This is a genomic window from Acinetobacter sp. ASP199 (assembly GCF_022700675.1).
In the GTDB taxonomy this organism is placed as follows: domain Bacteria; phylum Pseudomonadota; class Gammaproteobacteria; order Pseudomonadales; family Moraxellaceae; genus Acinetobacter.
On the sequence record NZ_CP062182.1, the window covers coordinates 2,590,021 to 2,603,306 of the forward strand.

Sequence of the window (13,286 nt, forward strand, 5' to 3'; positions counted from 1 at the left end):
TTACTCTCTATCTCTAGAAAGTCAACCAGTAAATCAGATTATTTTTAAACTTATCAAATAAAACCCAACTCAACCAATCTTAACTAAGTTACTGTTTTATCAGAAGTTTTAATCTTCATCACCGCCGATGGATGTGCATTCTACAGCATTTCAGAGGGCTTGCAACCCCCTTTTTCAACAAAAATCATCGCCTGTTTATTTATTCTACAGAAATAAGCGTTTTTTCTATTCTTTGGCTAAAAATGGCACAGAATTAGGCACATTACTTAATATTTTTTCTTCTTTGCTGAGTTCCTGGAAGCGTAAAGCTCGGCAATCAATGTATTCAATATAGCCCCCTTCCCCATTTTCTTCCTGTTCATTGATCTTTATCTGGTAAGTAAAACTCCCCACATAGCCTGCCCCAAGACCAAATTTAAAATCACCCCGACTTTGTCCTTGAATCGAGATTTGAATTCCCTCTTTACTTTCATAGCACCATTCGAACTCACGCGGCAAATACATTTTCTGACCATTTGGTGTGGTCACACTCGGATATACCCGATGCACTTTAAAAATCACATTTTCATCCAGCATTTGGGTTTGCTGGCTTTCCAGATCTTTATAGTAAATGCGTGACTGAATAATTTTATTAAAGCTATCACGCACCTGAACCAGAATAATCTGCCGGTTTTGACTCAGATTAATCATCTGATAAGTCAAGAAAGCAAATGGCAAATAGGGAAACTTAAAACTACGGGCATATTCAAAGCTACCCAGACTTTCGATTTGGTATTGCTGATCTTTATATTGAATGACACCTTCACACCAGCATGGGATAGACCAATAGTCAGCCAGAGAAAATCGAAGCTGAGTAAAGTGGGTAATCAGCTCAATCGCTCTTATTTTCAGATCAACACTGAGCTCATCATCCTGGCGGGTGAAATGAAATTCCGGAAATGTACTACTCAATTGCTCACGTGCATGGAAATTGAAGTTACAGTTTTCAAAGCGACATTCATTTTGGATGGAATAATGATTCAACTGACCGACCATGTGCGGACTGGTACTACAGATGACAGTTGCTGTATCCAAGGCATCAGTATGAATGGCATCGGGATTACATAGCATCGGCACATTTGGCTGACCGATCATGCTAAAAAAATTGAAATAATGCAGTGGCGCAGGCACATTGGGAATAACAAAACGATGGTGAATATATTTATATTTTTTATTTGGACCGTGACAGGCCAGATCGGCCTGGGCAGCAGGAGTCTGATTCAGCTGTTTCGAACGATCCAATAAATCTTGAAGAAACGCCATATCAGACTCTCCCGCATACTAGCTCACTTGTCGTTTCGCCATGAAAGTCGTAACAAAACCAGACAAAGCATAGATTACAGAGATAACCAGAATCCCGACCGGAATGTTGTAAGTCATCGCTGCAAAGATAAATACGGCGATTGGCAAGACAAAAAATGGAACCCGCTTACGCTCTACCGTTTTAAAAGAATAGTATTTGATATTAGAGATCATCAGCAAACCGGTAATCACAATCGCAACGGCATTTATGATCTGAACCACTGGATCTTTAATATCGAAAATTTCCGGGAAATCTAAACCGACCCAGACCAGCGAAATAATCATTACAGCAGCAAGTGGACTCGCGACCCCGATGAAGTAGCGCTTATCAACTACACCAATCTGCACATTGAAACGTGCCAAACGAAAGGCAGCACAGGCAGTATATACAAAACAGGCTGCCAGACCGATCCGGCCCAATTCACTTAAGCCCCAGCTATACATCAGAATAGCAGGTGCCACACCAAAGGCCAGCATATCCGATAGCGAATCAAACTGTTCACCAAATGGACTTTGCGCACCAATGGCCCGTGCAACACGACCATCTAGGCCATCCAGTAATGCTGCAATAAAGATCGCATAAATGGCTTGCTGAAAATTACCATTCATACTGGCAATAATTGAATAAAAACCTGCCAACAACGCTGCGGTTGTAATCAGGTTCGGCCATAGATAGATGCCTCGACGCTTAATTTTTTGCCCTTCCTGAGTATGCTCCTCTTCTTCCACCTCAAAAGTGATACCATCAAAAGGCACTTCGGTTGAAGAGTCACGTTCCGGTTTGCTTATATTTGTCATTCTTGTCGATCCTAGCTATGACCTTATCTTTTAAAAATTATTCGCCTACTAACCAGCGAACTGCGGCGTGACCACCATTTTCCTGCATACGTAAATGTGGGAATAACCATTGCAGTGCTTCATCAGCATCTTCAGAGAACTTCCAAGGTGGGTTAATCACCAGCAGACCACAACCATTTAAGCCCACAGGTGTGTCATCTGGCCATACACATATTTCACAGATCAGCTGACGGCGAATACCGGTCTTGAACATTTTTTTCTCGAAACGCTCAATCATGGCACGGTCTTTAATTGGATACCATACAGCGAATACGCCTGTTGGCCATTTTTTATAAGCTGCTGCAATTAACTCGACCAGTTGAGGGAAATCTTTACGTTCCAGCTCATATGGCGGGTCGATCATCACCAGACCACGTTTTTCTTTTGGTGGAATGACTGCAAGTAAACCTTCATAAGCATCACGTTCATGCAGACCAGCACGTTTGTCAAAAATATTTTGATCAAGTTGCTGGAATACATCACGCTGCATTTCAAAAATAGTAGCTTTGTCTATGTCACGCATGCCTTCAAGAGCAAACCAAGGTGAACCTGGGTACGCGCCTTTACCGAAATTTTCACGCATTTTTTCAACAATTTTTAGATACTGCTGTACGCCTTCAGGGGCATTGCGCTTGATCGAATCATCCAATTTAACCAAGCGATGAATACCGTTTAAGAACTCACCCGACTTCTGCGCTTCTGAAGTCGATAAGTCATATTTACCTGCGCCGCCATGCGTATCAATATAACGATATGGCTTATCTTTGTTATTAAGGCGAGACAAAATCTGAAGCAATAAAACGTGCTTCATGACATCGGCAAAGTTGCCTGCATGGAAGTGGTGACGATAATTCATGTTTCAATTATTCCTAAGATCAACAGCTATTTTAACATGAAAAACAGTTTCGTTCAGACACGTTTCTTACATAGAATAACGCGACTTCAATTTATCCGCCTGAGTGAATCTCTATGGACGCAGTTCAACTCCCAGCGTCATGGTCAGTTGATCAGATTCTTGATGATCTGGATCAACATGGTTTCAGTATTATCGACAATGCATATGATCAGACCTATGTTGAACAGCTTATTGCTGAATGTACTGATAATTTAGCCCGCTTTCGTGATGCCGCGATTCAAAATGGCGTAGTCAGTAATATCCGTAGTGACCATATTCTGTGGCTCACTGAAGACTTGAAAATTTCCAATCAGCATGTGCAAACTTTACATGCGCTCTCTTACGAATTGAATCGTGCTTTCTTCCTCGGTATTAAAGATGTCGAAGCACATTTTGCCTGCTATAACGCTGGCGAGTTTTATGCCCTGCACCGTGACAATCCTCAGGGTAAAAATGGTCGCATGATCTCTGCAGTATATTACTTGCATGATGAATGGCAGGATGACTGGGGTGGTGAACTGCATCTGCAAGACAAAAATGAGCAATGGCATATCTTGCAACCTAAACCCAACCGGATTGCCATGTTCCAGAGCGATCTGCTGCATGAAGTGGTGAAAGCCAAGCATCAGCGCCTGTCGATTACGGCTTGGCTACGTTCTGATGCCAGCCTGATCTAATCACTTTAAATTTATTTTTTTAGCCTCATATAGCAATCATTAAGACACGAGGACTGCGTTCATGCGACCAACCACCAAAGAGATCATTGCACGCATTGGTGAAACAGATCAGCTATTTCTAGATGGCAATACCCCTGAGCTGGCGCTTGAACGGGCTGACCTTCGCCTGCAACTGGTGACGATCAGTCAGGTACATCAGGAGCAGGTACATTTCCTGCAAGAAGCGATTGTTCTACTTGAGCAAGGTCGAGTCGAGTTTGAAGAAATACCGCTAGAGCTGTATATCAATCTGTCACTGCATTTGGCTAAAGCCTACATGATCTACTTTGAGCTCACCAAAGAAAATCGCTATGCACTGATTACCCAGCAGATTCTAAAACCGATGACCAATTATGAGCATGCGGATATCTATTTCTTCCTGGCGTATGCTTCAGCAAGCAAAAAAGAACCTGCCATGACGCGTCACTGGTTGAATAAATACAGTAAATCGAGCAATTTTGATCTGGAACTGGTAGATCAACATCCAGCTTTTGAAGAATACCGTCAACAGGAATGGTTTATGCAAACTCTACGTCGTCGGATGCATTAAAACTGCGAAATTATGCTTATAAAAATGCCTCATGAATATGAGGCATTTTTTTCTATTAAGTTTCTTAAGCCAAACGGCGCCGATCTGCATCCAAATGTAACTGTTGATTCAATTCATCTACCCAAATCGCCCAATCATCATCTTGTACCAAATGACTAATCAATAATGAACGTTGGGCTTTATTCCAAAAATGCGCATCATGCAGTGACATTTCTTTCGGTAACTGATGGGTCCGTACATAAAGTTCAATGGCAGCAGGACTATTCGGCAAACCAAGTTGCGAAAATAACAGGGGTAAGGATGGTTGCATTGTTCCGAGCATCTCGCCCTCCTTATATCAGTTAATCTGTAATTAGTTATAGAACCAACTTATAAGATAAGGCAAAAAAAACCTAGTCAAAGGACTAGGTTTTGTTGTGTCTTTTTGTATAAAGCATCCTTAATTACTTTCAGAATTTTCTTTATCACTTTCGACATGTAAAAGCTGGTTCAGTTTATCAATGATTACGATCCATTCATCATCCCGATGCCAGTGTTCACGCAGAAAAGCACTTTGGCCCTCACTCCAGAACTCTGCGTCTGGCAAAATTACCTCTGATGGGAGCTGATGATTTTTTGTAAACTCCTCAATGGATACTTCATCAGCAGGCAGCCCCAATTGTTCAAATAATAATTCTAAAGTAGGTTGCTGTTCTAATATCATTGGTTTACTCCATCATTAAAAGGATCATTGCATTGTCTTGAAAAAATTTTACAAAGGTTTAGCAGAAGGCATGTCACAAGAACCACTTCCTTCAGCCTCAATATGTAATTGTTCATTCAGTACATCGACAAAAATGGCCCAGTCATCATCTTGCTTCCAATGCCCAATTAGAAAGTCATGTTGGTTCTTGGTCCAAAAAGGTGCTTTATGTAATGGCACATCCATCCCGATCTGATGGGTTCTGATAAATTCATCGATTGCTTCAGGGCTTGAATCCAAGCCGAGTTGCTCAAAAAAAACTTCCATGGTAGGTCGCTGCTCTAACATCTCAGTACCTCCTCTTTTATTGATGACTCTGCTTACAAATTAAACGACTTATATAGAAAGTTCAGTTGTCGCTCTTTGACAGGATGTTATTTTTTGTTCTTAGGATATTCTGAAATAAAAAAAGCACTCCATTTGGAGTGCTTTTTTTATTTAATCTTAAAAGACTAAATTAGTTAAGCATGTCAGCCACTGCTGCGCGCTCTTCTTCAAGTTCGTTCAATGTAACATTGATACGTTCACGGCTGAACTCGTCGATTTCAAGACCTTGAACGATTTTGTACTCGCCATTTTCGCAAGTTACAGGGAAACCGAACATAACGCCTTCAGGAATACCGTAAGAACCGTCAGAAGGAATACCCATAGTTACCCATTCGCCGTTTGTGCCAAGAGCCCAATCGCGCATATGGTCGATTGCAGCGTTTGCAGCAGACGCAGCTGAAGACAAACCACGTGCTTCGATGATCGCAGCACCACGTTTACCAACAGTTGGAAGGAACACATCTTTGTTCCATTCAGCATCGTTGATTTTGTCTTTTAAGCTTTCGCCGTTTACTGTAGCAAAACGGTAGTCAGCATACATCGTTGGAGAGTGGTTACCCCAAACTGTCATTGTTTTGATGTCAGAAACTGCAACGCCCGCTTTTTGAGCAAGTTGAGTCAACGCACGGTTGTGGTCAAGACGTAACATTGCTGTGAAGTTTTTCGCTGGAAGGTCAGCAGCTGATTTCATCGCGATGTAAGCATTCGTGTTTGCAGGGTTACCTACAACAAGAACTTTAACGTCACGGCTAGCAACTTCATTCAGTGCTTTGCCTTGACCGATGAAGATTTCACCGTTTACTTTAAGAAGATCAGCACGTTCCATACCAGGACCACGTGGACGAGAACCTACTAACAACGCATAGTCAGCATCTTTGAATGCAACTTTAGGATCATCAGTACCGATCATGCCTGCCAATAATGGGAAAGCACAGTCGTCAAGTTCCATCATCACGCCTTTAAGCGCTTGTTGAGCTTTCTCAACAGGAATTTCTAATAATTGAAGAATAACTGGTTGGTCTTTACCCAACATTTCACCGCTAGCGATACGGAATAATAGGCTGTAACCAATTTGACCAGCAGCGCCAGTAACGGCAACGCGAACAGGTTGCTTCATGTAATTATCTCCAATTGAGAGGATAGTCAATGCGGATTAAATAGCTGTTCTATCTAATCTTAATAATCATAAACGGCAAAGATTGTACTCCAATCCTTTCGGAGATGCATGTAAAAGAGAATGAATTCCAACAAAAGTCTGATAGGAAATATAAATTAATTTGCCTGAAAAGCTCAGTATGTACCTTTAATCATAATGTTCTGAGGACAGGTATTTACCACAGTACCCGGACATTGCTTGTATTGACCATTGCTACGATAGCAGACCTTGACTGCGGTCAGCAGACTGACATTACGGTTTGTCTGGCAGTTAAACCGGATAGCGCTGGCCAGTAATTGCGGATTAATCTTCAGGAATTTTGCACGCAATGTACTCATTGGCATGACGATATTTTCTTGGTCTGTTAGTTCCTGTGGGACTTTCAGACGATCAGCATAATTAATGATCGTCCGGAAATACTGGCTGGCACTCATCGGAATACAGCCACCAATATTCCGCCATAAGCTCGCCCTTGACGCCTCATCCGGCATGACACGAGCAACCACCTTGGCTTGTAAAGGTGGAAGTGCGGATGAAGTCTGCGTGCTGCAATCCTGTTGACTGGTTTCAGGAAATAAGCCGGAGATATTCAAGGAATAGCCTTCCAGACATTTTCGCTTTTTGGCCAATTCAGGATACAGACTGCAAAGTGCGGGAACCATCTGCACATCCATGATATAGCCCGTCGGTGCCGCAAGCGCAGGAAAACTTCCTCCTGCGACTATACAAGCAGAAATCCATACTGATACTCGACGACTATTCATCAACTTCATGAATAATTCACTATCCCTAAATCATTAATTTTTATTGTGTACTACGTAGCGGAATTGCTTGCATACGTTTCCCGATTGATTGTGCTCCCTGGCCCAATAGGATGCCATAATGTGTCGCATTGGTCATGACATGTTTCACATAATCCCGTGTTTCTAATAAAGGAATGCTTTCCGTGTACTGATCTGCTGCTAGATTCTGTAAGTCTGGCTGCCAACGACGTGCGCGATTCGGTCCGGCATTATAACCTGCCGTTGCTAAAACAGGACTGTTGCTGAGCTGGCGTTGAATCGTAGACAAATAGAAGGTGCCATAACGAACATTGGTATTCATGTCGCTTAATGCTGCCGGATTATAGGTTTCGCCCATCTGACGCGCGACCAGCTTGGCCGTATCCGGCATGATCTGCATCAGACCACCCGCACCGACATGCGAACGTGCTACAGTATTAAAGCGGCTTTCCTGACGCATCAAACCATAAGCCCATGCTGGATCAACACTGGCATTCTGGCTATGGCTAACTACATAATTTCGATATGGCATTGGGAAACGGTAATCATAGTTGTGCTTATTGACTGTACGATCTGCAGCATAGATGGCACGGTCATGCCAGCCAATATCATGCGCACGTTTCGCAGCTGCAAGCAGCAGATCATCATCATGTTTCAAGTAAGCCTGACGCACTGCCCAATTCCACTCACGGTTTACATACGTGGCTGAAGCATTGATATTACGCAAGGCAAAAGCACGACGGAAATGAATATCCTGATTCAGGCGCTGCATGGCCTTAGCGGAAGGCTGTGCCGATTTCGGTGTACCTAAAGTTAACTGCCCTAAACGGTCACGTGCCAGCAGGTTATGGTAATCATCGCCAGTGGCCAGTTTGCGATAAATATCTTCAGCTGCTTTTTTTGATGCTCGGTCTGAGCGCTGTTCACTAGCACGAGCCAGCCAGTATTGCCAGCGATCTTCCTGTTTCTGAGTCACACTCATCGCATCAATCGCTCGAATCAGACTTTCCCAGGCACTAAAGCGAATTGCCTGACGTGCATAAATTTCCGCTTCTTCCGGACTAAATGGCAGACCATAACTCAGATCCAGATAATTCAGGACTTCACGATTGAAGTTATTTTTCATCACCGTGGTGCCACCGATATAACCAACTACACGGTACAACGCTTTTTGAATTTGTTCAGGGGTACCTTCCGCGGTACGTCGTACACTCGAAAATGCTGTATTCAGATCACTATCCGCCAGTCGCCCCATGGCATACACCAGATAAGCATGATCAGCAGTCGTCGCTTTTGGTGCCGTCCACAAATAGGCGGTCGGATTGGCCTGAATGCTATTAAGCTGTGCCAAAGAAAGGTTGATGCCGATACTCTGGGCAGTCGCAATTGCCTGTCCAGACTGACCGGCACGCAATTGTACCCACAAACGTTGTTGACGGTCTTCAGTTGTTAATAAGGGACTGGACAGCATCATTCTGCCTAGACCAGTACAAGATTCCGGTTGAGAATTGGTGGTCAACCAGATATCTTTATATTCGGCATAGACCAGAGGATCACCACCTTTGGCACGTACCTGAGCAATCGCGCAGCTTTCTGCCTGATCTGGATTGGTCACATATTGCAGGACTGGCTGTGCAGTTGCAAAATCGGCCTGTTTTACTTTTTCTTCAACATAGTCTGCTGCCAGCTTTTCTGCCATGGCAGATTGCGGGTAACGCTGGGCAAAATTAATAATCTGACTGGCCGGCTGCATGGCAAGATTTTGATTCAGAATCCAGTATTCCGGGTAGTAACCCAAGGCATCATTCTGCATCGCCGCACGATACTGTTGTAATAATTCAATATTTCCAGCATTTGCCGCAGTGAGTGCGTCATTAAATTGTGCTTCGGCAGCTTGAACGCCCATTGAACCCAGGCAGGCCATCCCTACAGTGAATAAGCTTGAATATTTATGTGTACTTATAATCTGTTTCAACATTAATTTAACTTCTATCATGTAGTTCGTGCCAGACAATTTTGTTCAACATCGGTGCTAGTTTATAAATTCTAGACCGACTCTACTGTTCTCTTATGTAACCTTATGATTCAGCGATATTAATTTTCAAACATTTTCTGTCCATAAATCAATATTTTCAGGCCACCAATAAAGGCTATAAGTTTAAGCGACTTTCCTGCTAAAATATGCGACTTCCACAAAATTCATTCTGTGAATTAAACTCTAAATGACCTGATTCGCAGATTAACAAGGTCATCCGCTCACAACTTACAACACATTATCCCTAGGAGCCTTCATGACGGTTCAAACCTTCATTCCGAAGAGTGCCCCAGCTGCCTCAGAAAACACTGTTACCCAGCCAGCGCACACCCCAGCCAACGATGCTGCAGTCAAGAAACTGTACATTGAAACGCAAGGGTGTCAGATGAATGAGTATGACAGTCATCGTATGGCCGACCTTTTGGGTGACTCACATGGCTACGTGCTCACCACAGACCCTAAAGAAGCAGATATTCTACTGATGAATACTTGCTCAATTCGTGAAAAAGCACAAGAAAAAGTATTCTCTGAATTGGGTCGCTGGCGCAAGCTGAAAGATAAAAATCCGGACCTGATTATTGGTGTGGGTGGCTGTGTTGCTTCACAAGAAGGTGACAACATCCAGAAACGTGCTGGCTACGTGGATATGATTTTTGGTCCACAAACTCTGCACCGTTTACCACAAATGCTGGATCAGCATTTTGAGCAAATCGAAAAACCAAAGAAAGACAAAATTAAACTGGTCGATATTTCCTTCCCGGATATTGAAAAATTCGACTTCCTGCCTGAACCACGTGTCGAAGGTTATAAAGCTTTTGTATCCATCATGGAAGGCTGTTCAAAATACTGTTCTTTCTGTGTAGTGCCATATACTCGCGGTGAAGAAGTATCACGTCCACTGGATGATGTTCTTGCAGAAATTGCAGGTCTGGCAGAAAAAGGCGTACGTGAGATTTCACTCCTGGGTCAAAACGTAAATGGCTACCGTGGTGAAACCTTTGATGGCAAGATCTGCACTTTTGCCGACCTGTTACGTTTGGTTGCAGAAATTCCAGGTATTGGTCGCTTACGTTATACCACTTCGCATCCACTTGAGTTTAATGATGATCTGATTCAATGCTATCGTGACCTGCCACAAATGGTTTCACATCTGCATTTACCGGTGCAAAGTGGTTCCAATGATGTCCTTCAAGCGATGAAGCGTAACCATACGATCGATGTCTATATCGAGAAGATTGCAAAACTTCGTAAAGTTCGTCCAGATATGCATTTATCTTCAGATTTCATTATTGGTTTCCCGGGTGAAACTGATGAAAACTTTGAAGAAACCTATCAGTTTATTAAAGATATGGACTTTGACCATTCTTATAGCTTTGTGTATTCAAAACGTCCAGGTACACCTGCAGCAGAACTTGAAGACACCACCCCTGAACAGGTGAAAAAAGAACGTCTAGCAAAAGTTCAAAAATGGATCAAGCAATCCAGTATTGAGAAAACAGATGCCATGCTGGGTACCATCCAACGTGTTCTTATTGAAAAAGTTTCTGATAAAGATCCAAATCTCCTGGTGGGCACTGCAGATAACACCCGTTATGTGACATTTATCGGTGATCCTGCATGGGTTGGCCGTTTTGCCGAGATTGAAATCACTGAAATAAAAACACTCAATTTAGTTTACGGTGAGCTATTGAATCTTGAGCCTGACGTGGCGTAATGTAGGGATACAAGAACCTATCTCTATAAGGAACTCTCTTTGACAGCAGCGATTCGACGTACAGTAGCTTTTCCTGGAATTTCAATGGAGCGTTTACAGAGCATGCTCGGTGCTTATAACGGTCATTTGAAGCAAATTGAACAACGTTTAGACGTCAAAGTTTCCCATCGAGGCGACAGCTTCTTTATTGATGGTGAAATCGATGCCGTTGAGAGAGCGGAGTTGCTCCTGCAGCGACTTCATGAAGAATCTGAACACAGCAACCAAATCAGTGCAGACACTCTGCATCTGATGATCCAAGGCAGCCAGACCGACCGTGAATTGCAGGAAAACCTGCATGATCAGGAACATACCGGTCTGGACAATGTCTGGCTACAGACTCGCAAAGGTCGTATCAATCCGCGTGGTGCCAATCAGAAGCGTTATGTACAACGCATTCTGCAAAGCGATATTTCCTTTGGCATTGGCCCTGCGGGTACAGGTAAAACCTATCTTGCAGTGGCAGCGGCAGTGGACATGCTGGAACGCAATGAAATTCAGCGTATTCTCCTAGTACGTCCTGCGGTAGAAGCGGGTGAAAAACTTGGCTTCCTGCCGGGTGATCTGTCACAAAAAATTGATCCATACTTGCGCCCGCTTTACGATGCCCTGTATGAAATGCTGGGTTTCGAAAAAGTAGCCAAATTGATCGAACGTCAGATCATTGAAGTTGCACCTCTGGCTTACATGCGTGGTCGTACCTTGAATCACTCCTTTGTTATTCTGGACGAAGCACAGAACACCACTCCTGAACAGATGAAAATGTTCCTGACTCGTCTGGGCTTTGGCTCTCGTGCAGTGATTACTGGCGACGTGACTCAGGTCGACTTGCCACGTGGTCAGCAGTCTGGTTTGGCCCATTCCCTGCGTGTATTGGAAAATGTGAAAGAAATTCATATCACACGTTTTCATTCCCGTGATGTGGTACGTCATCAGCTGGTTCAGAAAATCGTTGAAGCCTATGAAGGCTGGGATAGTGAGCAACAACGTTTAAGTGCCGAAGCACGTGCCGAACGCAAAGCACGTCAGGAAGCCTTGGTCGCTGAAAATGATGCGGCAGCTGATGCCCAGCATTAATATTTATTTTTAAGGATTTGTTTTGAAACTTAGTCTTAGTCTACAACAGGATTTTCAGGCACCTGAACTCGTGATTAAGCGTGCCTATATCAAGAAAGTTGTAGAAACTGCTTTACGTCATATTGGTACGCAAAGCGATTGTGAAATTGGTATTGCCTGTGTCGACAATGATGAAAGCCATAAACTGAATCTGGAATATCGCGGGAAGGACAAACCCACCAATGTGCTGTCTTTTCCAAGTGATCTACCAGATGAAATGGCAGAAGTTCTGGATGCTTTTCCGATTGGAGACTTGGTGATCTGTATTCCGGTGGTATTGCGTGAAGCGATTGAACAAGGCAAAGCCCCTTTGACTCACTTTACCCATATGCTGGTTCATGGCACCTTGCACCTGATGGGTTATGATCATGAAACTTCAGATGAAGATGCAGAAGAAATGGAAGGTATTGAGATCGAGATTCTAGCAAAACTCGGTTTTGATAATCCTTATTTAGAACAAGACTAAAATTTTCTTGCTATAAAAAGTGAGCTTCGGCTCGCTTTTTTGTTAGATATGCCTGTAAATAGCAATTAAATCAATGCTACTTAATTCAACCAAAGCTGATAAAATACACCTCATAACAATAAAGATGATTAGCTAAAGTTCAGGATAAAAATAAAAAAGATTCTTCTAGTATTGCTACTCATGGGTACTTCCCTTCTATCTTCAACGCTTTATGCAAGTTCAAAAACGGTATGTAAAGAAACCCAATTTCAAAAAGCAGATGAAGTCTGGACAGGTCATTATTATTTAAATGGCGTCATGGAAACAGGCTCTGAAATGCTGTTATTGCCTGAAGGTAAATTTAAATGGTATTTGGCTTATGGAGCCCTAGATCAATATGCTGAAGGTAGATGGTGGAAAAATGGCAACTGCATCGGTTTAAAACCTGAGCGTAAATATAAAAAGCATCTGAGGATTTTTCCAAAGCATCTGAAAATTGAAGGCAAATTTTTAAATGTTATTTGGAACAGTTCCGAAGAACACGGTTATTATCATCGTGTGGAAGAATAATTTCAGCAATTAGTTAAAATC

General features: G+C 42.9%; 15 protein-coding genes. 6 read left to right on the forward strand and 9 right to left on the reverse strand.

What is annotated here, in order from left to right; all coding sequences use genetic code 11:
- Window positions 1–225 precede the first annotated feature (225 nt).
- Genes IHE35_RS12330 through rlmJ form a run of 3 tightly spaced genes read right to left on the reverse strand, consistent with a single transcriptional unit; the run spans window position 226 to window position 3,034 of the window.
- Window positions 226–1,302: a DUF6670 family protein gene (locus IHE35_RS12330; protein ID WP_242787865.1), complete on the reverse strand. Its 1,077-nt coding sequence runs from the start codon at window positions 1,300–1,302 to the stop codon at window positions 226–228.
- Window positions 1,303–1,320: 18 nt separating this feature from the next.
- Window positions 1,321–2,139 carry a CDP-diacylglycerol--serine O-phosphatidyltransferase gene (pssA, locus tag IHE35_RS12335; protein WP_242787866.1) on the reverse strand — a complete coding sequence of 273 codons (819 nt, stop codon included), beginning with the start codon at window positions 2,137–2,139 and terminating at the stop codon, window positions 1,321–1,323.
- Window positions 2,140–2,176: 37 nt separating this feature from the next.
- Window positions 2,177–3,034 (reverse strand): 23S rRNA (adenine(2030)-N(6))-methyltransferase RlmJ, encoded by an 858-nt coding sequence (gene rlmJ, locus IHE35_RS12340; RefSeq protein WP_242787867.1) that lies wholly within the window; start codon window positions 3,032–3,034, stop codon window positions 2,177–2,179.
- A 113-nt stretch (window positions 3,035–3,147) separates the two neighbouring features.
- On the opposite strand from rlmJ, the gene IHE35_RS12345 reads away from it, so the two are divergent.
- Both IHE35_RS12345 and IHE35_RS12350 read left to right on the forward strand, forming a co-directional pair.
- A complete protein-coding gene (locus IHE35_RS12345) occupies window positions 3,148–3,750 on the forward strand; it encodes a 2OG-Fe(II) oxygenase (protein WP_242787868.1) in 603 nt (200 codons plus the stop codon).
- Between the two features lie 61 nt (window positions 3,751–3,811).
- Window positions 3,812–4,339, forward strand: coding sequence for a hypothetical protein (locus IHE35_RS12350; RefSeq protein ID WP_242787869.1), 528 nt, complete (start codon window positions 3,812–3,814; stop codon window positions 4,337–4,339).
- A 64-nt stretch (window positions 4,340–4,403) separates the two neighbouring features.
- Here IHE35_RS12350 and IHE35_RS12355 read toward each other — a convergent pair whose 3' ends face one another.
- The 6 genes from IHE35_RS12355 to IHE35_RS12380 all read right to left on the reverse strand — a co-directional run bounded on the left by IHE35_RS12355 (window position 4,404) and on the right by IHE35_RS12380 (window position 9,270).
- Window positions 4,404–4,661, reverse strand: coding sequence for a DUF2789 family protein (locus tag IHE35_RS12355; RefSeq protein ID WP_242787870.1), 258 nt, complete (start codon window positions 4,659–4,661; stop codon window positions 4,404–4,406).
- Window positions 4,662–4,778: 117 nt separating this feature from the next.
- Window positions 4,779–5,042: a DUF2789 family protein gene (locus IHE35_RS12360; RefSeq protein ID WP_242787871.1), complete on the reverse strand. Its 264-nt coding sequence runs from the start codon at window positions 5,040–5,042 to the stop codon at window positions 4,779–4,781.
- A 48-nt stretch (window positions 5,043–5,090) separates the two neighbouring features.
- Window positions 5,091–5,369 carry a DUF2789 family protein gene (locus IHE35_RS12365; RefSeq protein WP_242787872.1) on the reverse strand — a complete coding sequence of 93 codons (279 nt, stop codon included), beginning with the start codon at window positions 5,367–5,369 and terminating at the stop codon, window positions 5,091–5,093.
- A 169-nt stretch (window positions 5,370–5,538) separates the two neighbouring features.
- Window positions 5,539–6,525, reverse strand: coding sequence for a malate dehydrogenase (locus IHE35_RS12370; RefSeq protein ID WP_242787873.1), 987 nt, complete (start codon window positions 6,523–6,525; stop codon window positions 5,539–5,541).
- A gap of 173 nt (window positions 6,526–6,698) precedes the next feature.
- Complete coding sequence (locus IHE35_RS12375; RefSeq protein ID WP_242787874.1) at window positions 6,699–7,337, reverse strand: ribonuclease I; 639 nt, start codon at window positions 7,335–7,337, stop codon at window positions 6,699–6,701.
- Window positions 7,338–7,368: 31 nt separating this feature from the next.
- The gene (locus tag IHE35_RS12380; protein ID WP_242790009.1) at window positions 7,369–9,270 is read right to left on the reverse strand and encodes a lytic transglycosylase domain-containing protein; all 1,902 of its coding nucleotides are present in this window, start codon (window positions 9,268–9,270) and stop codon (window positions 7,369–7,371) included.
- A 367-nt stretch (window positions 9,271–9,637) separates the two neighbouring features.
- On the opposite strand from IHE35_RS12380, the gene miaB reads away from it, so the two are divergent.
- The 4 genes from miaB (at window position 9,638) to IHE35_RS12400 (ending at window position 13,265) form a co-directional block, all read left to right on the forward strand.
- Entirely contained in the window at window positions 9,638–11,095 is a 1,458-nt protein-coding gene (miaB, locus tag IHE35_RS12385) for a tRNA (N6-isopentenyl adenosine(37)-C2)-methylthiotransferase MiaB (RefSeq protein ID WP_242787875.1), read from the forward strand.
- Window positions 11,096–11,134: 39 nt separating this feature from the next.
- Window positions 11,135–12,211, forward strand: a complete 1,077-nt coding sequence (locus IHE35_RS12390) for a PhoH family protein (RefSeq protein ID WP_242787876.1) — start codon at window positions 11,135–11,137, stop codon at window positions 12,209–12,211.
- 22 nt (window positions 12,212–12,233) lie between these two features.
- Window positions 12,234–12,716, forward strand: coding sequence for an rRNA maturation RNase YbeY (gene ybeY, locus IHE35_RS12395; protein ID WP_242787877.1), 483 nt, complete (start codon window positions 12,234–12,236; stop codon window positions 12,714–12,716).
- Between the two features lie 180 nt (window positions 12,717–12,896).
- Window positions 12,897–13,265 carry a hypothetical protein gene (locus tag IHE35_RS12400; RefSeq protein ID WP_242787878.1) on the forward strand — a complete coding sequence of 123 codons (369 nt, stop codon included), beginning with the start codon at window positions 12,897–12,899 and terminating at the stop codon, window positions 13,263–13,265.
- The last annotated feature ends 21 nt before the right edge of the window (window positions 13,266–13,286 follow it).